We start from the raw sequence: 25,036 nt of genomic DNA on the forward strand, positions 1-25,036 counted from the left end.
ATCTACCAGGTAATTCAGGTAATTATGAGGATCTGGACAGCATCGATCCCATGACAGACGCCGTTTGAGCATTCGATATCCAGGACGATCACATGAGAAACGTTGATCATCACGCTCCCATTTTTGACTGCAATCATAACGGTCCTGCTCTGAACTGTCGTTGATGAGGTCAGTTTTGTAGCCTTTTTCAACTGCCACAAAGATGGTAAAATGAGAGTATGTCCCTCAATCGAGAGTCCGTCGGAAGGTCGCGATGCCGATGGCGATCGCAAACACTGAGAAGACCAACAGCGCCAGAAGGTCGATTCCGATCAGATCGAGCCCCTGCCCCCTGAGGATCAGGGACCGGAGGGCATGCACCCCGTACGACTCGGGGTTGATCACGGTGATCCAGCGGAGCCAATCCGGCATCCCGAGTGTCGGATAGAAGGCGCCGCTGGTCATGAAGAGGATCAGGTTCAGAAATGCGACAGATGAGGCAAAGATCTGCTGGTTTGTGAAGCGGGAGGCGAGGGCGACCACCAGGCTGGTGAGCCCGATGCTGATGGTGAAGATCACCGCGAGGATCAGCAGAAAGTTCGCAGCATTATCGATGACGATCCCGGCCACGAACAGGTCGACGAGGAGGATGATCAGCCCGGCAAGAAAACCCTTGACCGTGCCGCTTGCGATGATCCCGAGGAGGATGCTCGACCGCTTCACCGGCGTGACCAGGTAGCCCTCGACGATCCCCATCTCCCGGTCACGGATCAACGCCATGCCACCCCCCATCATCGTGGTCATGAAGATGGCCATCACAATCACACCGACTCCGAAGAACTGCAGGTACCCGATATCCCCATAGATCTTGGTGACCTGTACCGGATAATTCGCCCCATAACGAGCCATGACACTGTTCAATCCGGCCTGAATCAGTGCCGGGATCGTATACTCGGAGCTGTCCATGTACATGCGGATCGTGTGATCGACCGAGATATTCGAGGGGAAGATGATAGCGGCCATGATCCTCCCGTCAGAGACCGCACGCCGGGCACTTCCCTCGTCTGAGAAGACCGTTACATCGAAGGTCGGCGGGTTGTCTGTCTGCTGCATAGCGCTCAATCCATCGACTGTAGAGATGAAGAGCGGGGTCTCCACCAGGTACGGTTCGTTCTGCACCACCCCTATGGGGATATGACTGATAAACCCGCCCATCGCACTTCCAAAGATGATCAGGTACATGATCGGCATGAAGAGGGTCATCAGGATCACAAAGGGGTTGTTCAGGAACTTCTGAAAGTCCCGTTTGAAGATCGCAAATGCCCCTCGCAGCAGTGTCGACCTCATGATTCCTGCCTCCCGCCCTCATCGGTCACGATCGCTTCGGGCTCCTCTACCCCAGTTCCAGAATCCTGGATCTGCCCGGTCAGGTAGATGAAGATATCCTCGAGCGACGGCGACCTGATCGCAATCGAGGTCATCGGGGCCGAGAACTCTGCAAGGACCTGAAGGATTTCAGGGAGAACGGTGCCGGCATTTCTTGTCACGATCAGGAGCCTCTGCCCTCTGGCATCGACAGAACCGACCTGCGGGATCCCCCTGATCCGGGGGAGAAGATTCTCTGGTATCTGCGGAACCTCAATCTCGATCAGGTCGCCGACCGGAAACGATCGCCGCAGGTTCTCCATCGTGTCCAGGGCGATCAACCGCCCCTGGTCGACGAACGCGATCCGGTTACAGAGTCTCTCCGCCTCATCCATGTAGTGAGTGGTCAGGATGATCGTCGTCTCTTCGACGTTCAACCGTTCGACCTGCTGCCAGACGTCACGCCGGGACTCGGGGTCGAGCCCGATCGTCGGTTCATCCAGGAAAAGGATATCCGGCTTATGGATGAACGCCCGGACGATCTCGAGCTTCCGTCTCATACCGCCCGAGAAGGTGCTGACCGGTGAACGGGCCCTGTCCTTCAGGCCGGTCATCTCCAGCAGTTGCCAGATCCTGGGCTTGAGCACCTTGTCGTCCAGGTTCTGCAGCCTGCCGTAGAACTCAAGGTTCTCATAGGCGGTCAGTTCCTGGTCCAGAGTACTGTTCTGCGGGCATACGCCGATCAACCCCCGGATCTGCTCAGGAAACATTGATACATCGTAGTTATCGATGAACGCGACCCCAGAACTCGGAGAGAGCAGGGTGGTGAGGATCCGGATGAGCGTGCTCTTACCGGCCCCGTTCGGACCGAGTAGCCCGAAGATCTCGCCACGCTTCACCTCGAAGGAGATATCGTCGACCGCAATCACCTGCCCCTGTTTGGACGGGAAGACCTTGGTGAGATGTTCGATCCTGATGATGCTCTCCCTTGCCGATGCAGGGGCGGTCTCCCAGGTCCGGGGTGGAGAAGGGTCCTCTATGTTCAATTGCTCCGGGGCGATGGGGTCCATGGATCTCCGCTGCTGGTTTGAATGAGGTTCCGGGCAGAACGAAATGGATCGTTCCCTGGCATCACAGGCACAGTGATCCACTCACCATGGTAATAATCTTTCTTGATTCACCGATCTCCAGAGAGATCCCTCTGGGTCTCACCTGTCGAAAAAAAGGGATGATCAGCCGGCAATCTGATGATTCAATCTGGAGGGAACCATTCCCAAAAAGGTCTCCCCTGGATTCCACCAGGTTAGTTGGTCTCCGCATGTATTCACACCCCGACCTCCAGCACTCGTTTCAACTGGCCGATATTGATCTCGGTGGGGATCCCCTGGTCATGCCAGTGTCTTCTGCAGCCACAATGGTCCAGCAGCACGCACTGTGGGGGAATTCCCATCGATCTGGCCTTCCACCCGCCTGATATGAGGTTGGTGATGCAGGTGACTCCGACAACCCCGGTATCAGGTCCAAAGACCGTGCTGCCGGCATCCCCTGAGAAGACTGCCGATTCATGGGGAGCCAGGCGAACCTCGAACCCGTACCGTCTCCCCATCTTCATCACCTGGTTCACCTGGCATTGGGAGGCACAGCCTTTACACTGGCAGAACAGTCCGGCCGGTCTGGCCCTGCACCGGGGTTTTGGATACAGTCGCATACAGGCCGGAAGTACGACAACCTTCATGCCGGCAGAGAGGAACTGGTCCCGGAACGCCCGGTTCATGATCTCCGCCCCGACCATATTCAGGTGGTACTCGACCCGTCTCCGGGCAGAGGAGACCACGTCCTCCTTCCATCGGTGGGCTGGTTGCGAATCCAGAAGGAACCGTTCCACATTGGACGTATACATCCCGAGGGCGATGACGCTCGCATCTTCAAACCATTCCGCGAAGGCGATGGCGGCGGCGATATCAGCCTGTACCCGGTCCCCGGGTTCTTCTGACCAGAACTCCCGCCAGGCCTCCAGCCGCCGCACCTCCTGCTGATAATCCCCGGTCGCCGCCATCCAGGCGAGGAGATGGTCCAGGTGTCGAAGGGTGGGGCGGGGCATCCAGTCCCGGTCCCGGGGAACTAAAAACAGGGTGGCAAGAATTCCACGGAAGAGGTCAGCCGCCGGCTTTAACCGGTTGTGCTCTCTGCGGATCTCTGCGAGCCGGATCAGGATCCGACGGGGGAGGACGGGCAGTTCATGGCTGTCATCGCTGTAGATCCGCCAGAGGGTTCCGAGCATCAGCAGTTCAAAAAGATACTCCTCGCCTGAACGGAGATCTTCCCGGTGAGAACTGGTGATGAACGACCGGAACGACTCTACGACCGGCAGGACACTGCTCGAAGCGGCGATGACCTGGTCGGTGAAGGCTCCACACTCGCGGTAATACCGGTCAGAGTCTGGGTCACTCCCCCTGAGTGAATACGTGATGATCTCCATGCTCTCCCGATCACCTGGTCACCGCTGGACCAGATCCCTGACCTGGCGAACAGCATCATCGAGGTATCGTTCCAGTTCCCATGCCATCGTAAGCGGATTGTCGGTGCCGGTGAACGAGGAGTTGTTCGTCTTCATGGAGTGGTCTCAAGGGACTTAACGGTGGCGATCAGGTCAGCGACTTTGACTCTGCCGGCGATCTCCTCTTTGGAGAGTTCGAACATCCCAACCACGGTCACCCCCTTGGCTTCCAGGTCTTTCTTCATCTTCGGAAGGGTCTCCTTCGCCTGGCTTCCGCAGGTGGCGTAGATAACGGCTCTCTTTCCTTCGCAGCCGCGGATCGCATCGACTGCGGCATTGATCACCGGCGTCGCTCTGCCGAACCAGATGGGGGTGCCGATGACGATCAGGTCATAGCCGGAGGTGTCGATCGATGCCGGTCTGATCCGGTCCAGTTCCCCCTTCATCGCCCGGTAACTCCCGATGGTATAGGCAGTGAGCGTCGAGTACGCCACCTCCGGATTCACCTCGACAAGGTCCCCACCGCAGGTTTTCTTGATCTCCTCTGCAACAGTACGGGTAATACCCGAATACGAATGGTAAATGATACAGGTCTTCATGACAGGTCCTCCCCGGATTCCGGGGTCTTCATGGTCTTCATCTCTCTCTGGTCCGGGCTCTCTGCCGAGCATGCGGAGATGATCCGCCTGATCAGGTCATTGGTCCGGTCCAGGTCCAGCAGATCTCGCTTGGTGAAGGTCACTTCGCCGATCACGGTGACTCCCCGTGCTTCGAGTGCTCTCCTCAACTGGGTGAGCGCCTCCCCGACCTGCCCCGAACAGGTTGCGAAGATCACGGCCCTCTTCCCCTCACTATTCGAAAGGGCAGCGACAGCCGCATTGATCGCAGGGGTCGACCTCCAGGCCCAGACCGGGGTGCCGATCACGAGCAGGGAGTACGGGGAGACATCGATCAGATCGGGTACGATGGGGTCAAGATCTCCGTTCCTTGATCGGAGGCATCCGGTGGTATAGGCAGTGAAGGTGCCGTAGTTTCTCTTCGGCGTCACCTCCACGAGGTCACCTCCGCAGAAATCCCTGACCTTCTCTGCCACGCTCCGGGTGGTTCCGGTGAACGAGTGGTAGATGACACAGGAGTTCTTTAGTTCAGGGGATTTCGCTCTGAGGAACTCCCGGTCGCACCGGTCCAGCACACTGGTGCTGATCTGATCGAACTGCTCCCGAAACCGCGACATCCTCTCCCGGTTAAAGGTAAAATACACATGGAACCCGATCTTTCTGGACTCGATCAGCCCGGCACTCTTCAGTGTCTTCAGGTGCTGGGAGACAGCCGGCTGCGATATCCCGAGCCTGGCGGCCAGGTCACCGACACCGAGAGTCCCGGTGGTGTCAGCTGCCAGAAAGGTGATGATCTTCAACCGGTTGAGGTCTCCGAGTGCCTTGAAGGTGCCAGCCAACTCCTCTGCGACCCGACACTGGTCGGTGCAGATCTCACATCGCGTGCATCGTTCCATCTGTAATAAATAAGTACATAAGTATTTAGTTATATAATTTTCCAGAGAGTCAGATCCATTCGAGAAGACCTGTTGCTGCAGTAAAACCTGAACGATGTTATTTTCCCAATCTCACCAGCACCTGGGTGGGCCCGAGAATCTGGAACGTCTCCCGCTTGGGGCAACAGATAAATCAGTTGAACCCGATTTACCCCCATGATTCCACAGATACTGCGATGGCCGGCCCTGCTGGTCGGACTTCTGCTGTTGATGATCCTCCCTACCGCCTCGATGGGCGTGGTGATCCTCGCCGACAACCAGACCACCCTGACCACACCGATCAATGACGATGTGTTCGCCACCGGCGACACCATCGTGATCGATGCACCGGTCGACAGCCTGGTGGTGGCCGGCGGCAGCATTCTCGTGAACGCACCGGTGAAAGGTGACCTGATCGCGGCCGGCGGGAGGGTCTCGGTGAACAACAATGTCGGCGGCAAGGTGATCGCCGCCGGAGGCGTGGTGGAGATGAACGGGAGTGTCGGGACCAACCTGCTCCTGGCCGGCGGTGAGGTGAATGTCAGGAACGGCACGACCGTGGGCAGGGACGCCCTGCTCAGTGGAGGTACCGTCACCAATGCCGGGACGATCAACGGCACGCTCAGGATCAGCGGTTCAAATGTCCAGAACACCGGGACAGCTGCAAACACTGAGATCGAAAATCCCCAGGACCGGAAAGAGGAGGCCCGGACAGGGGGCTGGAGCTGGGTCTCAACCTTCCTGGGCCTCCTGATGGCGCTCGGATTCCTGATCATCGGGCTGTTGCTGATCGTTCTCTTCCCCAGAGCGGCGACCGCCCTCGAGGGGACGGTTCGTTCCTATCCCATCAGAACACTGCTCGTCGGGGTAGGAGGGCTGGTCGGCGGCGGTATCATCATCCTGCTGCTGCTGATCTCAATCATCGGGATACCGCTGGCCCTGCTCGTCATCCTGCTCCTTGCGGCCGCGACAACACTTTCCGGGCTCGTCACCTCACTGGCACTGGGGACCTGGCTCGGGGGGATGCTGAAGATGACCAGCGCTCCATGGATCCTCTTCATTATCGGCTTCATCCTGCTGAACCTGCTGCAGATGATCCCGATCCTCGGTGGTCTGATCTGGCTGGTCGCCCTGCTGCTTGGAACCGGAGCCATCTTCTCTGCAGCGTGGGGACTGATACAGAACCGCAACACATCTGCCTGAGTAAACCCAGGGAATGAGAGGAGAAGCACTCGTCTCATTCCAAAAAACTACTTTTTATCCAGAGATACAAACCAACAAATTGAACTCTCTTGATAACTCACTACCTTGGTGTTTATCATGGATAATAAATTATTTTCTGTTCTTACAGCACCCCAACGCTTCTTCGCCGGAATTGAAGAGAGACCTGTCAACCTGGGCATACCGGCCGTGATCGTCCTCCTTATGGGACTCGTCAGCGCCGCCTCGGCCTACCTGGTCACAGGGGTCACGATGCAGATCCTCCCGGCTGAGGCACAGTCGATGATCGGCCTGATTCAGGGAATCAGCGTGATCAGTGCGATCATCATCGTCCTGGTGATGTGGGTGATCATGGCCGGGATCTTCTATCTGATATCTATGGCCTTCAATGGAGCCGGAGATTTCAAGCGGGTGCTTGAGGTTACCGGTTACGGGTATATCCCCCAGCTGATCGGCGGCATCATCTCGCTCCCGCTGACCATCCAGTACTTTGCATCGATTCACCTCCCCGAAACCACGGATCCCACGCTGATTCAGTCGGCGGTCTCCGGAATGATGAAGACACCGTCGATGATGGTGGTCTCCCTGATCAGCATCGTCTTCCTCCTCTGGAGTGCGAACATCTGGATCTTCGGTGTCAGAGAGGCCAGACATCTGACCACCAGCAACGCAGTCATCACGGTCGGCATCCCGGTGCTCGTATCATTACTGTTCTCGGTATACGGATTGGTCGCGTAGATGGCCGGTGAACCCACCGGCATCCCGGTGAGCATCGGATGAATACCAACGTTCAAATAAACCACAAAGAAAGAATTACCGGATACGCATGGAGAACACGAACCCGATCCTGGCTCTGCTGGCACCCGGGGACTTCTTTGCAGCAAAAAAAGAGGATCCCGTCGGTCTGAATATCCCTGCGCTGCTGGTTCTGATCACAGGACTCGGGGGCGCAGGAGTCGCCTACCTGAACAGCCAGATCCAGAATCAGTTGATCGGTCACACCCCGACCGTCCTGGATCCTGTCCTGACCCTGATCGTCGCAATCCTCACGGCCTATCTGACCTGGGTGATCGTAACCGGGATCTTCGCAGCCCTTTCAAGGGTCCTGTATGGGGGCGGGGAGTTCCTGCGGCTGCTGCAATTCACCAGTTACGGGTTCATCCCCGGGTTCATCGGCTCGGTCATCACCATCCCGGTGCTGGCCCCGTTCACCGGATCGCTCAGGCTGCCTGCGCTTGGTGATCCACAGATGATTGGAGCGATGGTGGAGCAGATCCAGCACACCCCGACGATGCAGACGGCAGCCCTGATCGAGATGATCTGTCTGCTCTGGAGCGGATATATCTGGATATTCGGAGTGAGGGAGGCCGAAGACCTCGCCACGCGGCATGCGGCGATCGTCGTCGGAATCCCGGTCATCATCGCCGTCGCGGTCAAAGTTTTAGGAGTATTATAATCATGAGAAGACTCGTAGTAATCGGATTGCTCCTCTGCCTCTTCGTGGGTGCAGCAGGAGCCGCAGATCAGACCATCCCGGCAGGGTATACCCTCCCGGCAGGAGTTACCATCCCAACCACCACATCAGGAGTTGTGCAGAGCGCCACCCAGACCCAGGATCTGAGCGCCTCCGCTGCCCCGACAAGCGCCACCGGGCAGCTGCAGGTGACCGGTATAAAACTGGATCCCGAGGTGCTGATGTATGGGGATACCGGTACCCTGACCGTCGACGTGGTCAACACCGCAACGCACAGTATCAGCGTCCAGCGGGGAACGGTGACCGGAAATGGGGCCATCACGGTCAATGACAAAACCTATACCGCAGTCGGCGACATCGGTCCCGGGGCGAAGATGTCCTTCACCTTCACCATCAAGGCGGGTGCCCCGGATGGCATCTACTACCCGGAGTTCTCACTTCAGTACCCTGAAGGAACCAGCCTTCGATACCCGGTGCCGGTGAAGGTCGACAGCACCGGCCTTGTCCTCTCTGTCCAGAGTCAGCCCGACGCCTACAACGCCGGCCAGAAGGATCCCATCACCGTATCGGTGGGGAACCCCCGCCAGAACGGTGTGAGTGGAGTGGTGCTGTCCGCGGCCGGCCCTTCGATCACGATGAGCCCGGCCACCTCGTTCATCGGGACGCTCGGATCGAACAGTGCCTCGACCGCCACCTTGAACATCACCCCAGTCGCTCCTTCGAACCTCACGCTGCAGGTCCAGTTCACCAACGGGCTGAACCGGCATACACAGACGCTGGTCGTCCCGGTGGATTTCAGTGAATCCAAGACACGGGCGGATATGGTCCTCTCCAACATCGTGATAAAACAGACCAACTCGACCGTCGACCTGACCGGTGATATCACCAATGCGGGGCTCACCCCTGCCAAGGCAGTTGTTGTGACCCCGGGCAAGAATGTGACCGGGATCGATCCGTACCAACAGTACGTGGTCGGCTCCCTCCAGCCCGACGACTTCTCGAGCTTTGAACTGACCTTCAATGCGGCGGGTGCGACCAGCATACCGGTGATCATCACCTACCTGGACGCCGATGGAAACCAGTTCTCCAAGACCGTATCAGTAACCCTGGCAGGCACAGCAGACACATCGTCTGCACCGGATAATTCGTTCCCCGTCCTCTGGGTGGGGCTCTTATTACTGGCCGTCCTCGTCGTCGGATTTGTGATCTACAGATCCTGGAAGAGGGGGTGAACTGTCCGGGTGAACGCGATTCAGCCCTCTGATGAACGATCAGAACAACCGGTCCTCCTGTTCGATCAGGTGACCAAGATCTATCCCCTCCCGGCAGGGGATGTGACGGCACTCGATCACATCTCGCTCAAGGTCTTCCCGGGCGAGTTCATCGCGATCATGGGCCCATCAGGATCGGGCAAGACCACCCTGCTGAACATGATGGGCTGCCTCGACGTCCCGACCTCAGGCGACCTGATCATCAACGGTTCGAATGTCCGGGATCTGAGCGATGACGAACTCACCTGGTTGCGGCGGGACACGATCGGGTTCATCTTCCAGCACTTCAACCTGATTCCCCTCCTCTCGGTCAAAGAGAACGTGGAATTTCCGATGATTCTGAAGTGCCAGAGCGGGGAATGCGGCTTCAAACCAGAAGAAGTGCTGAAGGCCGCAGGGCTCGACGATGTCCAGCTCTATACCCACAAGCCGAGCGAACTCTCAGGCGGGCAACAGCAGCGGGTAGCGATCGCACGGGCGCTGGTCAACGACCCGGACATCCTCCTCTGCGACGAGCCGACCGGTAACCTGGATTCTGTGACCGGTAAGGGGATCATGGAGCTGTTGACCACGATGAATCAGGACGGAAAGACGATCATCATGGTCACGCACGATGCAACGGTTGCAGAATACGCCAGCCGGATGATCCGGATCGTGGATGGGAGGATTGCATGATATTCGTCGACTTTGCTGTCAGAAACCTGAGACGGAACTGGTTCCGCTCGCTGCTTGCGATCCTTGGGATCATCATCGGGGTCCTCTCGATCTCATCGATGGGGATCCTCGGCAATGGGATCGTCCTGTCGGTTTCAGATAGTTTCACTTCGGTCGGGGATTCGATCGTGGTCTCGCCTCATTCGGGCGGAGGAGGGTTTGGCGGGGTGACGGTGGGCACCAGCGCCCGGCTCTCAGAACAGCAGATCCTCGAACTCTCCAGGGCAGTCTCCCCGAACAAGGTGATCCCGTTCTATATGGGCGGCGACAGCGTCACCTATGGGAATGAGGATGGATTCGCCTCGATCTATGGAATGGACACTGACGACATGCCCACGCTGGTCACCGTGAAGTCCGGGATGTATCTGCGTGGAAACACCGGGGCCATGATCGGGAGCACGCTCGCCGATCAGCTGAAGGTCAAGGTCGGCTCGAAGGTGGTCCTTGGAGACGGGACGATCCTTTCGGTGGTTGCAATCCTCGAGGAGCGCGGGCTTGGATTCGATATCAACCCTGACAACTCCCTGATCGTCAGTAAACAGTGGTTCTCTGAGCATTACGAAGTCAAGGGCTACGACCAGGCGATCGTCAAGGTCACCGACCTGAACCAGGTTGCGCCGGTGAAACAGGCTATTGAGAAGAGATTCAACCGGCAGAAGACGGTCGTGGATGTCTATGATACCAGGTCGATCCTTGATGCGATCCTGGGCGCTTTCAATCAGATATCGACCTTCACGACGGTGATTGGCGGGATCTCCCTCCTGGTCGCAGGGATCAGTATTCTGAACATCATGATGATGTCGGTGACCGAACGGATCAGGGAGATCGGGATCATGCGTTCACTCGGGACGCGAAGGAAGGAGGTGCGCTGGATGTTCATCTACGAGGCACTGATCCTTGGATTCATCGGTTCCCTGATCGGCGGGTTGCTCAGTTTTGGCGGTGGATACGTGATCAGCATCTTCATGCTCCAGACCACGAAGTACCTGTTCTACCCGTCGAGCCTGTTCGCGATCGTATACGGGATGGGCTTCGGCATCGGAACCAGCGTCCTGAGCGGCCTGTACCCGGCCTGGAAGGCATCGAACCTGAACCCGATCGAGGCGCTCAGGTACGAGTGAGGCCGGCGGCTCTCCCTATCTTTTTTAGTGCCTCACCGTCTGAGCACACAGAACTTTCTGACCAGCAGTGCGTTGATCCGTTTGCTGACGATCAGCCACATCAGCGGTACGAGAACCAGGGCCATCACGGCAAACCCGAATTGATCCAGGCTGACCAGCAGGTTGAAGATCGCGTGAAAGATGATCGCGAGCAGAAGCCCCTGCAGGATGATCGGCCCCTTCGCCTCGCGCGGTACAGCGATCGCCTGGCCGAGAGCATACCCCCACATGCTTGAGATCAGGGCATGGCCGGGCACTGAAAGGAGCGCCCGAACGATGCTCAGTTCAAACGGCAGGACCAGCAACTCCTGGTAAGCACCGAAGACATAGAAGAAGTTCTCGAGGGCGGCAAACCCGAGCGCAGCCGTCGTGGAGTACACAATCCCGTCCATCGGGTCGTTCAGGGCCCGGTCCTTATAGACGGTCAGATAGACCACCAGGAACTTGGCCAGTTCCTCGACGACCGGGGCCACGGCGATACTGATGAACGTCGTGGAGTGAAGCAGGGGTTCGAAAGCCCCCTCGATCAGGGCGGCCAGGGGTATCATCGCCATCCCGAGCACAAAGAGCCAGAGCATCCATGCCGGCGACTCGGACCTGCATCGATCCCGCATGTAAAAGTACCAGACCCAGAAGAGAGCAGGGGCGAAGCCGAGTACCACCAGGTAGGCGAGATCCATATGGGTGCAGGTATCCGTGTTGCCACATATGAACGTATGGATTCAAATTCCGCCGTTTAGCCGGCCCAGGGGGAAACAGCGGATTGTCCTGATAAGAGAGCAGATATGCCGGTACAGGTCCGCGCATACCTTCAAGACCCCGCAGATACCACCTCTTCTGATGAAGCGATGCCGGACCGCCTGTGCCTGCACAATAGCAGGGTCCGACCCGACCGGGGGAGCGGGGATCCAGGCCGACCTGTCGACCTTCGCCGCCACGAGGGTGTGGGGACTCTCGGTGATCACGGCCCTGACCGCCCAGACCCCGGGCAGGGTCGGCAACACCTGGGTCCAGCCGGCCGGAGTGGTGGCGGCCCAGCTCCGGGATCTCCTTGAAGAGTTCCAGATCGGAGCCTTCAAGACCGGAATGCTCGGCGACGGATCGGTGATCGCCACCATCGCCGACCTCCTCCCGAAGGGTGTCCCCCTCGTCGTCGACCCGGTGCTGGTCTCTTCCAGCGGCCACCGGCTCCTCGCAGAGGACGCGATCGAACTGCTGAAAGAGCGTCTGATCCCGCTCGCGGCCGTGGTCACCCCCAACCTCCCCGAGACCGAGGTGCTCTCCGGGATCGGTCCGCTCTGTTCGGACGATGAGGTGATCAGAGCCGGGAACGTCCTGCTTGACCTCGGTGCGGCGGCGGTGATCATCAAGGGCGGTCATCGGACCGGCGCAGAAGCCACCGATCTGCTGATCACGGCCGGCAGCGTCACCCCCCTTTCATCCATCCGGCACCCCTACCCGGTCCATGGTACAGGCTGCTGCTTCTCTGCAGCCCTGACCGCTCTCCTCGCCCGGGGGTTTCCACTGGCCGGCGCTGCACAGGGGGCGAAATCTCTGATCAGCAGGGCCGTCTCCACAGAACCGGTCGGCCGGAGTGGGATGCGGATGGTCGACCCCCTGCAGATCTCATCGTCTGACATGGTCCCGCTCGACCTTGACCTTCTTGATGTGAAAGAGGCGTGAGGCCTCCTCCCGGTCCATCTCGTCCCGCCTGAGCTGAATATAGTTCCGCTGTTCGATCAGATCCGGGATCAGCCGGTACTCGAGTGCCCTGACCCGGCGACGGGTGCGGACGAACTCAGCAAGGATCAATCTGAGTTCGGTCTGGGAGGCCGCGGCTCGGATCACGCTGGTGATCAGATCCTCAAAGGCCCCGGCTACATCATCGATCACCGAGTCTGTCCCGAGGATACAGTACCCGCGCTCATCGAGGTTCTTCTTCACCCCCTGCTCATGATAGACCGGCACACCAACGCCAAGAATATGCTTCAAACTTCGCTCGATCGTCGGGATCTGTTCGATAGATTCAGCTGCAATTGCCACCCCGGTCGCTCCCTCCATCATGTACGCGACGGCGATCAACCGTTGCGAAACATCGTACCGCGTGGCAAGTTCGTAGTGCAACCGCTTCAACTCTCCAATCACCCTCACCAGTTCCAGCATCAATCCATCCTGTTTTCTCTTCAGCAGGGTGTATGCCCGATTGGAGAGCTGGATCCGCCGCTTGACGGCGAGCAGTTCTGACCTGGTCGGTTTGATATCAGCAGTCCTCATCGATCCTCCGGGATTATATCACCAGGTACCGCCTGATCAGTTCGTTCGACAGATTGTACTCCTTCCCCCTGGTGATCGCCCGCAGGTTAAAGACCTCGTACTTCTTCCGTTCCAGGTACGAGAGCACCGGGAGAGCAGAGAAGGGATGACGGGTCGCGAGACGATCCATCTGATCCAGCCTGGCCCGTGTCACGGCCATCTCGACTTCATGAATCGGGGTCCTCCGCTGCTGCCAGCGGAGCCAGAGCATCTCCCCAACCATCTCTGAATCGACCGTTACCGCACGGTTGATATCCTGCAATCCCTTGATAACGAATGGAAAGATACCGGTCCTCTGAATCTCTTCGATGAATACACTCTTCTCTTCGATCCCATACAGGGTGCCAAGGGTCGTGAGATCAACGGTCCCACCGGGGATCAGATAATGACCAATATCATGGACGACACCACCGCTCCTGAGCCGGAAGAGATTCCGGAGGTTGACGAGGTCGATCTCCAGCCGGATGTACCTGGTGAAGACATAATCTGTTTTCGGGTCGTTCCGGAGAGCATGGAGGAGATCGATATAGTACTTTTTGTACAGTCGGTTTTCTAGCCGGGGGAACCGACCGGCCCCCTCCTTCTGCAGGTACCACTCGAATAGAACCGGGTACAGTTCCCAGTCCTCAAGCATGGGCACGATCTGGTCAACCGACCTGTGGCTGATCAGGGCTTCAAGGAATGGCCGGTCCAGTTCACCGGCAGGGATCAGTTCGCTCCTGATCCGCTGATCTGAGATCCCGTGCTCTTTGCCATGAAGGACCAGCATCACATTGATGATATCCCATCGGGCCAGGTAGCGGGAGGTGAGCACGCCGAGCGTTCCGGGGGTGAGATCCAGTACCCGCTGGAACGAGAGGGCAAGGTTATCGGTCAGGGCCTTCTCGATCTGGTTTGGATTCAGAGCCCCGCCAGGAAATTGAAGCACCTGCGCCCGGTAATCCTCTTCTCCAATCATCCTGATGATCTGTGAAGATGACATCTGCAGCATCCGCAGGTACTGGTCCTCCGAGATCAATCGTCCCTTGCGGATCTGAAGCCTTGTGCAGACATAAATATACGCTCCAGGATGAAATATGCCGGCCATGTGTATCGTTTCGGAGGTCTCAACTCTGATAAATCACTTGTGGTGAACCACCACCAAAAAAAAGAATGATCGCCGGCATCAGGACCTCTCCCGGCCGGGTGGATCCGTTCTGAAGGATTATGGGCTTCTCCCTTTGATTCACTCTGCAGATGTGTCGTGCTGGTGATGGAGATCGCCCTTTCCCCTGAGTGCCGATACGATGATCGCCGGCACCGTGATCAGGGACGAGAGCAGAAAGGCCAGGGTAATCCCGCCGGTGAAGGTCTGCTGGACCGCGACCGGGATACTGGATCCACCGACCACGAACATCTGCATCATTTCGTCCATTGAGATGGTGCCGAGCAGGATCGGTGTCGCGAACGACATGGAGATCATCATCCCCATGTTCCCGAAGAACGCCCGGATCGAGGAGGTGACCCCCCGCCGATCCGGCGGAACCGAGGACATGATGGCGCTGGTGTTCGGCGGCTGAAAGAGCCCCGATCCAAACCCGTTGATGAAGAGGCAGGTGGCCAGGTACCAGTAGGGCGTGTCATAGTGCATCAGGGCCAGGCCGAGCAGTCCGACCAGCGATATGACCAGGCCGGCGGTGGCGATCAGCCGCGACCCATACTTGTCGGCGAGCCTGCCACCGATCGGCCCGGTGATAGTCAGCGCAATGGCAAGCGGAGCGATCATGATCGATGCCGTGAACGGGTCCTCTCCCTTGACCCCCTGGAAGAAGAGGATCAGCAGGATCATCACGGCACCCCTGCCGATGGAGTTCAGCAGCGAGCTGACCTGTCCGTACGTGAAGATCTTAATCTTGAAGAGGGAGAGGTCGATCAGGGGGGAACTGCTCTTCTGCTCCTGCCGGATGAAGGCCCAGGTACTGGCCAGACCCACAACGAGCGCCGCCAGCATCATCGGCGAGAGAAGGCCGACGATGAACCCTGCGCCGATGTAGACCATCAGGGCGATCACTGCAATCGTGAAGTAGACCATGCCCAACAGGTCGAACTGCTGGTGCCGGTCGAGATCGACAACCTCCCGTAGTTTCCATTGTGCCCAGATGATCGCCACGATCCCAAACGGCACGTTGAAGAAGAAGTTCAGCCGCCAGTCGATCAGGGTCAGCACGCCGCCGAGGACCGGGCCGGCGACGAATGCGGCCGCCATGATCATCGAGAGGACCCCCATTGCCCTGCCCAGTTCCCCACGCGGGTAGGCGTCTGCGACGATGATCGTCCCGTTTGCGACCAGCAACGATCCGCCGATCGCCTGGATCACCCGGAACCCTATCAACTGGGTGATATCGGTTGATAGACCACAGAGGATCGAGCCGACGGTGAAGGTGACCAGCCCCCAGACATAGAGCCGCTTTCTTCCGTAGATGTCGGCGAGCCGGCCCCAGGCCGGGGCCAGGATGGTGGTGATCAGCATGTACACGATCAGCGCCCACATCACCCCGAAGAGGGTGGTGTGCAGCTGCACCATGATCGTCGGCAGCGCGATGATCAGGGTCGAGCCGTTCAGCACGCCGACCAGCGTGCCGAGCGCGGCGATGGCCAGGGCGACCTTTTTGTACTGCTCATCGCTGGTGTTGTCAGCAAGGCGATTCATTCCCCACCATCCTCACCCTGAGACCCGAGCTCTCCGGTCTGGATCTCCCGTGTTCTCTCGTTCTCTCCGGTCATGATCGTACGACTCCTTTCGTTCAGGGTACACTCCACCTTATCCACATTCTTCACCATACGGTCGAACATCTCCACCAGCAGGATCCGCTCTTCATCCGAAAATCCATCCAGGTACACCTCGGTCAGTACCTCAATCATCTCGGTCGTCCTTGGGCACAGTGCCCGACCTTTCTCAGTCAGAAAGACACGATAGGCACGTCTGTCAGTGCTGTCCCTCTCCCGGTATGCAAATCCTCCCTCGATCAGTCCCCTGACCATGCGGGTGGATACTGCCTTGTCAACCCGGAGAGTCCTTGCCAGCTCCTCGAGCCGGACACCGTCCTTGTGGAACAGAACCATCAGAAAAGGGTGATGCCCGGGGCTCAGCCCGTACGGGCTCAGTTCCTTTGCCATATAGCGTCGCTTGAACCAGTACAGGTAGGCTAACTTTCTGATCAGATGGATCGATCTCAAATCAAGTTGATCTGTCAACTATCGTACACCTTTGCAGATAGGACGGATAAGCGTTAGGGTGGTGACAGTGAACCTGCCCGTTTAAACGAAGTCCAGAAGAGGGGGCCTGTCAGATTCCCCGTCGTACGCGGTGTCAGCCCGAGAAAGGTGAGAGGGGTTCGGATGAATCCTCCGACGATCCCCACTCCCGCTCATTCGAGCAGGACCAGCCCGAAGTAGATGGGGGGATCTTCACGTCCGGTCAGCACCTCGATCGAGAGGCCGGCGTTTCGGACCGTCTCAAAGACATCGATCCCGAGGGCTTCCATCGAGGGGCGCATCATCTTCTTCTGCCGGCATCTGACGGCATCGAAGGCGGTCGGGGTGGTGCCCGCATCCAGCATCTCCTGCGCCACGCAGGTCGAGCAGAGAGCACACGGCGAGGCACCCATTCCAAACGCACGATAGTAGCCGGCGAGGAAGGCGGTCCTCTCCAGATCGGCGATCGTCCGCTGAACAGTCCGAAGAATCTCACCACGCGAAAGGGGAAGGCCATCCGGCCCGGGGGGGAAGGTGGCGGTATCGAACCGGGCAAGAACCGCGGTTCGATACTCCGCGGTCATGGCCCTGGTCTCTGCAGTCGAAGGGACGAATGGGGGGCAGCAGAAGTGGGTACCATATGCGGCACAGCCAAACCTGCACCTGAAGCGCGTCCATTCTCTGACCGCGATCTTCTCTGCAGGGATTCGGGTCAGGTCATTGTGAATTGTTCGAAGTGCCCCAAAGATTGCCACATTCTCCTGGTCCCGAGGGGCCGTCCGTCGGCTGTTATTTCTGCTGCCGCTCTCCTCCATCATAACCACCACTGTACTCTACTCCCTGATAGAGGATCTGATCTGTGACCTGATATCAGATCAAATACCAGTCGAATCCAGACATATCGGTTTCATCGACGTCTTCTAATGAGATAGAACCCGGTGAGAACTACAACACCAGCCAGCAATGAGACCACGATCAGCGAGGAGGGGGTTACTGTGAGCGAAATCCAGGTCGGCCCGAAGGCCATGTCCCGGGGTCCCGGCATCATCGTGCTGTTGCTCTGGATCAGAACGAGGGTGATCACCGGTTCAGCGGTTCCGCTGGCGTTCATCATTTTTTCAGATGGCCAGAGTTGAAGAGTCTGGTTCACCGGGACGGGTGTGGGGGTCTGGGATGATTGAAGATCTGCCGCACCGCAGACGGTGGTAGAGAGAAGCAGCCCAATGAAGACTGCGATAACAGACTTCCAGTAGTTCATACGTTCGGATTCGGTACAGAGATGATAATTGTTTGCCAGACAGTACCCCAGGGACCCGGCGGTCTCCTTCCAGAACGAACGTTCCCTAACTGACCGGAAGCGAGGAGTGAGTGGGCGGGAGCTGCGGGGTGGCGATCCCCTGCTGAGAGGTGATTCCCGTCCCCGGGGTTGGGGTCACCGTCGCAGCCGGCACCGATGATGACCGGGTGTCCAGTGTGGCCTGGGTGACCGCCACCGTCCAGCCCCCTTCGCCGGTCACGGTCATCAGGTAGGTGCTGTTCTCAGGAACTGTCAGCATCTCCGATTCCTGCTGCGATCCCGTGGAAGAGACCTTTCCAAGGACCATACCTGTCCGGTCACGGATTTCGGCGATCACACCGGGGCTTGCTTCGGCTGTGGCACTCAATCGCACCTCCCCTGGTGACAGGGTGAAGAACTCACTGGCATAATTCCCTTCACCAGCCCAGGTCAACTGCCCGGTCTGATGTCCGTTCGCCGGCACCGGGATTGTCACAACCTGGCTGGAGACCGGGGTGACCCCGGGAGTGCCACCTGTTGTCGTGGAAAAGGAAGACACTCTGGTCGGAGTCGCATTCGTGGATGCTGGGAGTGAACTCGCATTCGGGAGTCCTGCCGGGACAACCGGCAGCTGGGTTCCGGGCGTCAGAGAAGCGATTGAGGTGATGACCGTGGTCTGTCGAACGATCGAAGGTGTACTACTATCACCGGGTAATGGTGCCAGCAGTGTTGTTACCGGGACAGTCGTAGCCAAAACGATGGGCAATGGGAGAGATGTGGGGATGGTGGTAACCCTGGTTGAACTGGCGTTGATACCACCACCCGGCGACACCACGATGCCGGCCGAGGGCGGGAGCTGATGGGTGTGCTGCTCCCCCGATAAGAGACCGCCAGGAAGTGACAGCAGCACAAAGAGCAGGACAGCAACGATTGAGATCACCCCGATCACCACCGGACTGTCCAACCGCAGTTTTTTGGATGTGAACTGGTAGTCACACGCCTCGCATCGGTCGGCACCTCCCAGGTTCCGGTGTCCGCAGTTTCTGCACCGTCTAAAAACGTCAGAATCCGGCCGGTCCACCCCGGTAACCGGCACCGGCGGCAAGTCTTCAGCAGTGGGCAGGATTCGCAGATCCCTGTTGCACGATGGGCAGAACGACCATCCCGGTAGGACCGTAGTACCACATCCAGGACACTGTTTCATCGGATCACTTCCATCAACGGTTGTTATTCAAGGACAATGAACGTTTGGAACAGGGCCCCCTTCTGACCAGGCCGGCAGATCGGATCCCGGGGTTGGGTTCCCGAATAGAGTTCCCCGGATCGGGTTCCCCGAATCAAAGAGGAATCTATATCATCCCGGCCACTTCTGATTCATACAGAGGGTTGTAACACTCATAGTGCTAAGCCCTAGGTTTTTTTGAGATTCTGCGTTTTTACCATTCTATTCTTAATTTCAGGAGGGGTATGGCGTCAGATTAGAGGTATAAAAAGAGAGATTTTTATGAGGCGCGCATTATCGTCCAATATATTACGGGGGGTCGTCACTATGGTGCGCCCAGCTTTCCTGGGTCTGACCCCCGAAATTTATCTATCGCGACCAGACCACACGACCGAGCGGGACAGCGTTGACCTGGGCGACAGCATAAAGGGTGGATATTCTATATATCCCCCAATTTGAGAGTGTATAAATACCTATGAGTGATACTACTACCTGATTTCCGAGATCGTGAGGTTCGGGATATGCCATTGAAGAAGCTTCATTCGTTACTCTATGCCATGGAACAGGTCCCTGATATAGGTAAAACCAAACTTGTGAAGTTCATCTTCTTAGCCGATCTGATCAGTATTAACCAGCGAGGAATCCCGATCTTTCCAAACCCGGCATATATCCGAATGCCCATGGGCCCAGTCGATCAATTTGCGTTCTTGATGGCCGGAGAATCAAACGCATTTTTTTCAGTTACTGCTCCTAAGGCCATCATTGCTTTCAATGGAGCCTTCCACCCACGGGGCCAAAAAAAGTCTCGAAAAAAGGTACCCCCCCAGAGTACAAAATTTACGCCGAGGGTAAAGGCCGACCCCTCTTATTTCAGCACATATGAAAAAGTCCTCTTCGACTCAGTGTTAAAGGTTCTTCGATATCGCACGGCAAGCGAAATCAGCAATATCACTCATCATCTCCGCCTCTGGGAAGATTATAATGATGGGGATGTAATCCCGATTGGTGCACTCAAGTTGGATCAGAGGGAAATGGAATTTCTCAGGAGCAATGGATTCTTCTTTGACTGCTTCACGAGACAGTTTTGTCAAGAGATCCTGCGTGATGCAGAACAACTGAAAACTCTTGTCGCCCCGCTGGACCTCGAGCATGTGAACGCCACAATGTTGAAACTGGATCAGTTGATTCGGACTTATCCAGTTACGGAGCTGGAGTCGTTCTATGACGCTTATCTCTCATGGGATGATACTTATCGTCTTGCTCTCACCTGTGATCCTACACAGCTCCCCCCCCTTGCAGAAATGGGAAGCGAGGCGCTCTGCACATATGTCATCGGGAAGGAGATGGACTGTGTCAGCAAGCCTGAGCTCGACGAGTTTGCCGAGTCCTTCATATGTAAGGTCGAAACGATACGGTATTCCCTCCTCGAACAATGCAAATACACGATTGCAGCAGATGATGATGTTCAGGAGTATGTCGAGAGAGCGATGCGAATATCATGTGATATCGCTCTAAATCACTGACCTTGGGGGGAGTTGACTGCCATTTTTTCTCGATAGTAATGTTGTAATTGGATTCTATTTTGGAACAGCAGATGGCTGGGGGCCGGCTTCAACTCGAGTACTCCAGGCCCCGGAAAAGAAATTCACCAGTTCAACGGTCTGGGGCGAGTGCTTTGGAATTGATGGTGGGGGGCGCTGTAAAACAGTTCGGGAGATCATCGTCCGGGAATTCCGACGGGCGATAGCATCTCTCAAAAGAGAAGAGACTGTTGAAGATCTCATGCTTTCTGCCGGGGCGTGGCGCATTTTTCCTATCCTTTCCGATTTTTTCGAATCGTATGAGTCCTACCCTGCTTCGATGGTGATTGGGCAGTTGCAGACGATGAAGGAGACCTATGAGAAGGAGTGCATTTCACATCAAACCACTTTGCACGATCAAGCAGTAATCACTGTACATACGCGAAGAGTGCCCTATCAGGTACAATGGGATCTCCTGAAAAAATGTATGGACGATCTCGATGATATCGAGGTAATCCTCGACGCACACGATCTCGCGATTCTGGAGGGCGATATTACTTTTTTTTCTGGAGATATGGACCATATCGTCTCGAATAGAGATTCGATACTACGTCATACCCAGATCGAGAAGATCGTGTATCTTGGCGACGTATAGAGATATACCTGATAAAAGGACTCTAAGACCCAATGAGCCCCCTTGACAGGTTATTCTGAATTTGATCTCAACATCTACGGTCGAGAGGGTCGCCGGCACTGCAGATGAGCATTTCGATATGGCCCGGCCGGTTTACCAGCGGGTTTCAGCAGTCAGGCGACGGAATACCCAGAAGAAACCGAAGATTGAGATCAGGAGGATAAAGGCGTTGCCGATTATCGAAGTGTCACCAAATAAATTAAAAAATGATGTTGCCATAAAATTTCCCAATACCCCCATCAATATCCCGAGAAGAAACCCATATCCTTTTTCATCGTTCCGCATTTTACATCTCCTTTGTTTCTGACATCACTTCGGCAAGGCTGCCTTTCTGAGCAAGCAATAGAAAATTAATACCCAAAATCTCTCCCCCTCAAATACGCCTGCCAAATGTCGTTTCTGGAGAATACATAGATCATCGGAACCCAGGGCCAGCCAATTAAGGACCCGACCAACCAGATAATTGGAGGGACCTTCGTGAGAAAGTTCCCTACGTTGTTCACGTTCCCCGCCCCGATGCTCTTCGCATCTCCGTAGATTGTCAACCAGATCAGCAAAATCCCAATGCCTATAGCGATTTGAAACCAGACAGTAAGACTGTATAATGACAGGAGCCCCGCTCCCACAGTTCCAACAATCCCGACACCAGGGAGTGTCATCCCAAGCGCGAACCATATGTTTATCGGGGCTTTGTCGCAAGAAATCATTGTGGGATTCCTTGTCGGAGTGACATACGTGCGAGAAGTCGATGCCCCCGGAGATTCGTATACTACCCGTGTGGCCGGCATCGCGAGGGCGCCGGCTGAAGAACGTGAAGGGGGGAGGTCCGACCTTTCCGGGTCGAGAACCCATGCTATTTCCTCCTCTGTCAGGTTACTTTCTTCATCCGAGGGAATGTGAACTGTTGGAAGCCCGGATGAGTCATGGAACAATACTGATTTCGTTTCACCGTTGACCACAATAGATCTCTGAGTCCACTCCCCCTCTGTGCCAGAGGGGATCGTGGGATCTATTGGATGGATCTTCCCATCATCGGGCGGTATGTAATAGTCCCGACCAAGGGCCTTCTCAGCCTTCTTCAAATTAATCGTGCACTTGGGACAAGCGATCCAACCATCTTGGACTTCAGTCCCGCAGTTCGGACACTGTTTCATAGGAGCAACACGACCACAAAGAGGCCCAAGAACGGCCCCAGAAGAATTGCTGCAATACGCGTTAAAATGTTCATCGGATATCATCCCGATAGGTCTCCCAGATCAGACGTCTCCGATACAAGTAAAAGGGCATCCCGACGAACCACCATATAAAAACCAGGAGTGCCCAGGAAAATGGGTTCCAGGTCACTGAACTAAAGGTCTCCTTCTGATAATTACCTGCATGAAGATATTTCGCATCGACGTGAACCGCGATACCACTGAGGACCACACAGATCCATGCCAGCGGCGCCCAGACAATCGCAGCGAGGATCGTCCCGAACAGGAGAAGTATCAACCACACGTTTGAGGAGTAACCGGGTACTGGGACCGGTCGGGCCGGGACTGCTGCGACCAGAGGGGGAACAATCATTCCCTGTTGTGCGGGTCCGGCCGTACCGGTGAACACGGGCTCTGACTCCAGCGGGACGTAGTAATCTCGACCGAGGATCCCCGCGGCCTTCCGCAGATCTATCCCGCACGAAGGACACAAGGTCCATTCATCCCGTGCCTGTGTACCACAATTCGGGCACTTTTTCATACCGCTATCGCCATGCGAGGTATTCTCTCATCTGATATCTTCAAGGCTTCGATTTGTTCGTAAGTAAAAAAGGTTAAGCGGTCGGGGTTGCCAGAGCATACTTCTGGAGCCAGGGCTCCCCCATCCGGACCACATATACGTTCCCCAGGTTGTCGACCGCCAGCCCAGAACCAAAACCCGAAAGAGAAGAAGCGTGGACATCCCACTTCGTGATGAGGCTGCCGGTCGACGTGAACTTCTGGACCCAACCAAAGTCGTCAGTCACATATACGTTCCCCGTGTTGTCGACTGCGATCGTTAGAGGGGTGGCAGTCATGCCTGCCGCTTTATCGACCGTATCGGGAGGTAGCCCCCACCTCTCATCGTATTCCACATCATCGAGTTCCCAGTTCGCCTTGAGACCCCACTTCGTGACGAAGGTGCCGTCATATTTAAACTTTTGAATCAGTCTATGTCCCGTATCTGTGACATACACGTTCCCGAATTTGTCGGCCGCTATGTCTTTGGGTTTCTGGAACGTTCCGTCAATGTAGCCCCGACCCCCCCATGCCTTTATGAATGAGCCTGTGGACGTGAACTTCTGAACCAAGCAGGTGCTATAGTCGACGACGTAGACATTCCCTGCGCTGTCGACCGTGATCCCCGTGGGACGCATAAACTGCCCGTCTCCTGAGCCTTCACTACCCCATGTTGTGATGAAGGTGCCGTTTGAATCGAACTTCTGGACCCGGTTGTTATTGGTGTCTGCAACGTAGACGTCGCCTGCATTGTCAACTGCAATCCCCAGCGGAAGGCTAAACTGCCCGTTACCTGTGCCCCAAGTGACCAATACCCCTTTTCTGTAGGTTTGTTCTCCGCCCCACGCCTTGACAAAGGTGCCGTCTGAGGTGAACTTCTCGATCCGCTCGTTCGAGGCGTTGGCCACATAGACATTTCCCGCACCATCAGCTGCGATCGCATAAGTGGCTGTGACTTGCGAGGAAACCGGGCTGTAGAGCCCCCACTTTGTGACCAACTGATACTCTTCAGCCGGTGTAGCGATCTGGATTCCCCCCCAGATTAACAGGGCGAGCAGGGCAAGCACCCCAAGCCCAACAAGTTTGTACCTGTTGCGGGCCATAGATCCCGGTTGGCAGGGTAGGGTGGGAAGCCGGCCCTTTTTCGCAGGGATATATCGGTATGTTCCTGAAGGTTCACTTCCCTCTTCTTCAGGGGGGATCTGACGGTCAAATACAGGTGAAAAGAGAGGCGGATCATCGGCAGGTATAACGAGGGGGGTCTCCCTTCCCGCCGGGATGTAATAATCGCGCCCGAGGCGGTCCGCAGCCTTCCGCATATCAATCCCACACGAGGGGCATAGGACCATATCCCCCTGCACCCCTGCCCCACAGTTTGGGCACTGCTTCATCCGACCATCCCCATAACCGAGGATGCGTTCGATATCGCGTTAATCCTTCTGAATTTACTCGGGCAACGCCCCCAAATCTATCAATGGAGGGTTTGCCAATTCTGGAGAGATTGGCCCGCCTCACAATAATGCACCTTGAGCCTGCTGCAGAATAAATTTTTATTGAACCAATCCTTCTAGAATCATTTCGATATATTAAAGATCTCTTATGGCAATTGCCAATCATGAAATGTCCTCATTGTGGCCAGGAGATCCGGGACCTCTATAAGATCTGTCCTTATTGCAGAAACACCGTCGACTCGCCCCCGGTCCCGAAAGAAATACCGGCAAAACCCTGCCACGTCTGTGGGACTGTCAACTCTGCAGACTCTTCGTTTTGCATGAAGTGTGGGGCCAATCTCCAAGGTGGTTCTCCCAGGGAGT

Annotated in this window: 27 protein-coding genes and 3 pseudogenes; 10 read left to right on the forward strand and 20 right to left on the reverse strand. The window is 56.5% G+C overall.

Going from position 1 to position 25,036, the window contains the following annotated elements:
* Positions 1–14: 14 nt before the first annotated feature.
* The 6 genes from ACFKSJ_RS03380 to ACFKSJ_RS03405 all read right to left on the reverse strand — a co-directional run bounded on the left by ACFKSJ_RS03380 (position 15) and on the right by ACFKSJ_RS03405 (position 5,354).
* Positions 15–272: a fasciclin domain-containing protein gene (locus ACFKSJ_RS03380; protein ID WP_440950862.1), complete on the reverse strand. Its 258-nt coding sequence runs from the start codon at positions 270–272 to the stop codon at positions 15–17.
* Positions 226–1,326 carry an ABC transporter permease gene (locus ACFKSJ_RS03385; protein WP_440950863.1) on the reverse strand — a complete coding sequence of 367 codons (1,101 nt, stop codon included), beginning with the start codon at positions 1,324–1,326 and terminating at the stop codon, positions 226–228. Before ACFKSJ_RS03385 ends, ACFKSJ_RS03380 begins: the two co-directional genes overlap by 47 nt.
* The gene (locus tag ACFKSJ_RS03390; protein WP_440950864.1) at positions 1,323–2,414 is read right to left on the reverse strand and encodes an ATP-binding cassette domain-containing protein; all 1,092 of its coding nucleotides are present in this window, start codon (positions 2,412–2,414) and stop codon (positions 1,323–1,325) included. The genes ACFKSJ_RS03385 and ACFKSJ_RS03390 overlap by 4 nt, the downstream gene beginning before the upstream one ends.
* A gap of 254 nt (positions 2,415–2,668) precedes the next feature.
* Positions 2,669–3,823, reverse strand: a complete 1,155-nt coding sequence (locus ACFKSJ_RS03395; protein WP_440950865.1) for a DUF116 domain-containing protein — start codon at positions 3,821–3,823, stop codon at positions 2,669–2,671.
* 131 nt (positions 3,824–3,954) lie between these two features.
* Entirely contained in the window at positions 3,955–4,440 is a 486-nt protein-coding gene (locus ACFKSJ_RS03400) for a flavodoxin family protein (protein ID WP_440950866.1), read from the reverse strand.
* The gene (locus ACFKSJ_RS03405) at positions 4,437–5,354 is read right to left on the reverse strand and encodes a metalloregulator ArsR/SmtB family transcription factor (protein WP_440950867.1); all 918 of its coding nucleotides are present in this window, start codon (positions 5,352–5,354) and stop codon (positions 4,437–4,439) included. Before ACFKSJ_RS03405 ends, ACFKSJ_RS03400 begins: the two co-directional genes overlap by 4 nt.
* Positions 5,355–5,549: 195 nt before the next feature.
* Here ACFKSJ_RS03405 and ACFKSJ_RS03410 point away from each other — a divergent pair, with 195 nt between their 5' ends.
* From ACFKSJ_RS03410 to ACFKSJ_RS03435, 6 genes are all read left to right on the forward strand, one after another.
* Positions 5,550–6,575: a hypothetical protein gene (locus ACFKSJ_RS03410; RefSeq protein ID WP_440950868.1), complete on the forward strand. Its 1,026-nt coding sequence runs from the start codon at positions 5,550–5,552 to the stop codon at positions 6,573–6,575.
* Between the two features lie 117 nt (positions 6,576–6,692).
* Positions 6,693–7,331 (forward strand): YIP1 family protein, encoded by a 639-nt coding sequence (locus ACFKSJ_RS03415; RefSeq protein ID WP_440950869.1) that lies wholly within the window; start codon positions 6,693–6,695, stop codon positions 7,329–7,331.
* A gap of 88 nt (positions 7,332–7,419) precedes the next feature.
* Positions 7,420–8,049: a YIP1 family protein gene (locus tag ACFKSJ_RS03420; protein ID WP_440950870.1), complete on the forward strand. Its 630-nt coding sequence runs from the start codon at positions 7,420–7,422 to the stop codon at positions 8,047–8,049.
* Between the two features lie 2 nt (positions 8,050–8,051).
* Complete coding sequence (locus ACFKSJ_RS03425) at positions 8,052–9,299, forward strand: COG1361 S-layer family protein (RefSeq protein ID WP_440950871.1); 1,248 nt, start codon at positions 8,052–8,054, stop codon at positions 9,297–9,299.
* 9 nt (positions 9,300–9,308) lie between these two features.
* Positions 9,309–10,013 (forward strand): ABC transporter ATP-binding protein, encoded by a 705-nt coding sequence (locus ACFKSJ_RS03430; RefSeq protein ID WP_440950872.1) that lies wholly within the window; start codon positions 9,309–9,311, stop codon positions 10,011–10,013.
* Positions 10,010–11,173 carry an ABC transporter permease gene (locus tag ACFKSJ_RS03435; protein WP_440950873.1) on the forward strand — a complete coding sequence of 388 codons (1,164 nt, stop codon included), beginning with the start codon at positions 10,010–10,012 and terminating at the stop codon, positions 11,171–11,173. Before ACFKSJ_RS03430 ends, ACFKSJ_RS03435 begins: the two co-directional genes overlap by 4 nt.
* Before the next feature lie 32 nt (positions 11,174–11,205).
* Here the strand turns inward: ACFKSJ_RS03435 and ACFKSJ_RS03440 are convergent, their stop codons facing one another.
* Positions 11,206–11,892: a PrsW family intramembrane metalloprotease gene (locus ACFKSJ_RS03440; protein ID WP_440950874.1), complete on the reverse strand. Its 687-nt coding sequence runs from the start codon at positions 11,890–11,892 to the stop codon at positions 11,206–11,208.
* A 160-nt stretch (positions 11,893–12,052) separates the two neighbouring features.
* Here ACFKSJ_RS03440 and thiD point away from each other — a divergent pair, with 160 nt between their 5' ends.
* Positions 12,053–12,895, forward strand: a complete 843-nt coding sequence (gene thiD / locus ACFKSJ_RS03445; protein ID WP_440950875.1) for a bifunctional hydroxymethylpyrimidine kinase/phosphomethylpyrimidine kinase — start codon at positions 12,053–12,055, stop codon at positions 12,893–12,895.
* On the opposite strand, the gene ACFKSJ_RS03450 is transcribed toward thiD, so the two are convergent.
* The 7 genes from ACFKSJ_RS03450 to ACFKSJ_RS03480 form a co-directional block, all read right to left on the reverse strand.
* Positions 12,839–13,486 carry a V-type ATP synthase subunit D gene (locus ACFKSJ_RS03450; protein WP_440950876.1) on the reverse strand — a complete coding sequence of 216 codons (648 nt, stop codon included), beginning with the start codon at positions 13,484–13,486 and terminating at the stop codon, positions 12,839–12,841. The two genes, thiD and ACFKSJ_RS03450, sit on opposite strands and share 57 nt — an antisense overlap.
* Before the next feature lie 13 nt (positions 13,487–13,499).
* The gene (locus ACFKSJ_RS03455) at positions 13,500–14,612 is read right to left on the reverse strand and encodes a V-type ATP synthase subunit C (protein WP_440950877.1); all 1,113 of its coding nucleotides are present in this window, start codon (positions 14,610–14,612) and stop codon (positions 13,500–13,502) included.
* 138 nt (positions 14,613–14,750) lie between these two features.
* The gene (locus tag ACFKSJ_RS03460) at positions 14,751–16,214 is read right to left on the reverse strand and encodes an MFS transporter (protein ID WP_440950878.1); all 1,464 of its coding nucleotides are present in this window, start codon (positions 16,212–16,214) and stop codon (positions 14,751–14,753) included.
* On the reverse strand, positions 16,211–16,759 hold the full coding sequence (locus ACFKSJ_RS03465) for a MarR family winged helix-turn-helix transcriptional regulator (RefSeq protein ID WP_440950879.1): 549 nt from the start codon (positions 16,757–16,759) through the stop codon (positions 16,211–16,213). Before ACFKSJ_RS03465 ends, ACFKSJ_RS03460 begins: the two co-directional genes overlap by 4 nt.
* A gap of 173 nt (positions 16,760–16,932) precedes the next feature.
* Positions 16,933–17,577 carry a DUF2284 domain-containing protein gene (locus tag ACFKSJ_RS03470; RefSeq protein ID WP_440951399.1) on the reverse strand — a complete coding sequence of 215 codons (645 nt, stop codon included), beginning with the start codon at positions 17,575–17,577 and terminating at the stop codon, positions 16,933–16,935.
* An 89-nt stretch (positions 17,578–17,666) separates the two neighbouring features.
* Positions 17,667–18,017: a hypothetical protein gene (locus ACFKSJ_RS03475; RefSeq protein ID WP_440950880.1), complete on the reverse strand. Its 351-nt coding sequence runs from the start codon at positions 18,015–18,017 to the stop codon at positions 17,667–17,669.
* Between the two features lie 85 nt (positions 18,018–18,102).
* Positions 18,103–18,975: a hypothetical protein gene (locus ACFKSJ_RS03480; RefSeq protein WP_440950881.1), complete on the reverse strand. Its 873-nt coding sequence runs from the start codon at positions 18,973–18,975 to the stop codon at positions 18,103–18,105.
* Between the two features lie 803 nt (positions 18,976–19,778).
* On the opposite strand from ACFKSJ_RS03480, the gene ACFKSJ_RS03485 reads away from it, so the two are divergent.
* Together ACFKSJ_RS03485 and ACFKSJ_RS03490 are read left to right on the forward strand one after the other, a co-directional pair.
* Positions 19,779–20,780, forward strand: coding sequence for a type II toxin-antitoxin system antitoxin SocA domain-containing protein (locus ACFKSJ_RS03485; RefSeq protein ID WP_440950882.1), 1,002 nt, complete (start codon positions 19,779–19,781; stop codon positions 20,778–20,780).
* A gap of 259 nt (positions 20,781–21,039) precedes the next feature.
* Entirely contained in the window at positions 21,040–21,432 is a 393-nt protein-coding gene (locus tag ACFKSJ_RS03490) for a hypothetical protein (protein ID WP_440950883.1), read from the forward strand.
* A gap of 132 nt (positions 21,433–21,564) precedes the next feature.
* On the opposite strand, the gene ACFKSJ_RS03495 is transcribed toward ACFKSJ_RS03490, so the two are convergent.
* From ACFKSJ_RS03495 to ACFKSJ_RS03520, 6 genes and pseudogenes are all read right to left on the reverse strand, one after another.
* Positions 21,565–21,756 (reverse strand): hypothetical protein, encoded by a 192-nt coding sequence (locus ACFKSJ_RS03495; protein WP_440950884.1) that lies wholly within the window; start codon positions 21,754–21,756, stop codon positions 21,565–21,567.
* 65 nt (positions 21,757–21,821) lie between these two features.
* Positions 21,822–22,553, reverse strand: a complete 732-nt coding sequence (locus ACFKSJ_RS03500) for a hypothetical protein (protein WP_440951439.1) — start codon at positions 22,551–22,553, stop codon at positions 21,822–21,824.
* Positions 22,554–22,568: 15 nt separating this feature from the next.
* Positions 22,569–22,709: pseudogene (locus ACFKSJ_RS03505) on the reverse strand (zinc ribbon domain-containing protein); the annotation flags it as partial.
* A complete protein-coding gene (locus tag ACFKSJ_RS03510; protein ID WP_440950885.1) occupies positions 22,696–23,205 on the reverse strand; it encodes a zinc ribbon domain-containing protein in 510 nt (169 codons plus the stop codon). The gene ACFKSJ_RS03510 and the pseudogene ACFKSJ_RS03505, both read right to left, overlap by 14 nt.
* Before the next feature lie 73 nt (positions 23,206–23,278).
* Complete coding sequence (locus tag ACFKSJ_RS03515; protein ID WP_440951400.1) at positions 23,279–24,541, reverse strand: 6-bladed beta-propeller; 1,263 nt, start codon at positions 24,539–24,541, stop codon at positions 23,279–23,281.
* Between the two features lie 6 nt (positions 24,542–24,547).
* Positions 24,548–24,613, reverse strand: a pseudogene (locus tag ACFKSJ_RS03520) (zinc ribbon domain-containing protein); the annotation flags it as partial.
* Between the two features lie 224 nt (positions 24,614–24,837).
* Between ACFKSJ_RS03520 and ACFKSJ_RS03525 the strand changes: the two are divergent.
* A pseudogene (locus tag ACFKSJ_RS03525) lies at positions 24,838–25,008 on the forward strand (zinc-ribbon domain-containing protein); the annotation flags it as partial.
* Between the last annotated feature and the right edge of the window lie 28 nt (positions 25,009–25,036).

This window comes from Methanosphaerula subterraneus (assembly GCF_052055875.1).
GTDB classification, from domain to species: domain Archaea; phylum Halobacteriota; class Methanomicrobia; order Methanomicrobiales; family Methanospirillaceae; genus Methanosphaerula; species Methanosphaerula subterraneus.

Excerpts from the sequence above, each read along its gene's own strand:
- ACFKSJ_RS03495 (WP_440950884.1), bottom strand. The coding sequence starts at position 21,756 with ATGCGGAACGATGAAAAAGGATATGGGTTTCTTCTCGGGATATTGATG.
- ACFKSJ_RS03460 (WP_440950878.1), bottom strand. The coding sequence starts at position 16,214 with ATGAATCGCCTTGCTGACAACACCAGCGATGAGCAGTACAAAAAGGTC.
- ACFKSJ_RS03475 (WP_440950880.1), bottom strand. The coding sequence starts at position 18,017 with ATGAACTACTGGAAGTCTGTTATCGCAGTCTTCATTGGGCTGCTTCTC.
- ACFKSJ_RS03405 (WP_440950867.1), bottom strand. The coding sequence starts at position 5,354 with ATGGAACGATGCACGCGATGTGAGATCTGCACCGACCAGTGTCGGGTC.
- ACFKSJ_RS03415 (WP_440950869.1), top strand. The coding sequence starts at position 6,693 with ATGGATAATAAATTATTTTCTGTTCTTACAGCACCCCAACGCTTCTTC.
- ACFKSJ_RS03385 (WP_440950863.1), bottom strand. The coding sequence starts at position 1,326 with ATGAGGTCGACACTGCTGCGAGGGGCATTTGCGATCTTCAAACGGGAC.
- ACFKSJ_RS03455 (WP_440950877.1), bottom strand. The coding sequence starts at position 14,612 with ATGGCCGGCATATTTCATCCTGGAGCGTATATTTATGTCTGCACAAGG.
- ACFKSJ_RS03490 (WP_440950883.1), top strand. The coding sequence starts at position 21,040 with ATGCTTTCTGCCGGGGCGTGGCGCATTTTTCCTATCCTTTCCGATTTT.
- ACFKSJ_RS03425 (WP_440950871.1), top strand. The coding sequence starts at position 8,052 with ATGAGAAGACTCGTAGTAATCGGATTGCTCCTCTGCCTCTTCGTGGGT.
- ACFKSJ_RS03510 (WP_440950885.1), bottom strand. The coding sequence starts at position 23,205 with ATGAAAAAGTGCCCGAATTGTGGTACACAGGCACGGGATGAATGGACC.
- ACFKSJ_RS03515 (WP_440951400.1), bottom strand. The coding sequence starts at position 24,541 with ATGCGGAAGGCTGCGGACCGCCTCGGGCGCGATTATTACATCCCGGCG.
- ACFKSJ_RS03390 (WP_440950864.1), bottom strand. The coding sequence starts at position 2,414 with ATGGACCCCATCGCCCCGGAGCAATTGAACATAGAGGACCCTTCTCCA.
- ACFKSJ_RS03410 (WP_440950868.1), top strand. The coding sequence starts at position 5,550 with ATGATTCCACAGATACTGCGATGGCCGGCCCTGCTGGTCGGACTTCTG.
- ACFKSJ_RS03485 (WP_440950882.1), top strand. The coding sequence starts at position 19,779 with ATGCCATTGAAGAAGCTTCATTCGTTACTCTATGCCATGGAACAGGTC.
- ACFKSJ_RS03420 (WP_440950870.1), top strand. The coding sequence starts at position 7,420 with ATGGAGAACACGAACCCGATCCTGGCTCTGCTGGCACCCGGGGACTTC.
- ACFKSJ_RS03435 (WP_440950873.1), top strand. The coding sequence starts at position 10,010 with ATGATATTCGTCGACTTTGCTGTCAGAAACCTGAGACGGAACTGGTTC.
- ACFKSJ_RS03470 (WP_440951399.1), bottom strand. The coding sequence starts at position 17,577 with ATGATGGAGGAGAGCGGCAGCAGAAATAACAGCCGACGGACGGCCCCT.
- ACFKSJ_RS03440 (WP_440950874.1), bottom strand. The coding sequence starts at position 11,892 with ATGGATCTCGCCTACCTGGTGGTACTCGGCTTCGCCCCTGCTCTCTTC.
- thiD (WP_440950875.1), top strand. The coding sequence starts at position 12,053 with ATGAAGCGATGCCGGACCGCCTGTGCCTGCACAATAGCAGGGTCCGAC.
- ACFKSJ_RS03450 (WP_440950876.1), bottom strand. The coding sequence starts at position 13,486 with ATGAGGACTGCTGATATCAAACCGACCAGGTCAGAACTGCTCGCCGTC.
- ACFKSJ_RS03395 (WP_440950865.1), bottom strand. The coding sequence starts at position 3,823 with ATGGAGATCATCACGTATTCACTCAGGGGGAGTGACCCAGACTCTGAC.
- ACFKSJ_RS03400 (WP_440950866.1), bottom strand. The coding sequence starts at position 4,440 with ATGAAGACCTGTATCATTTACCATTCGTATTCGGGTATTACCCGTACT.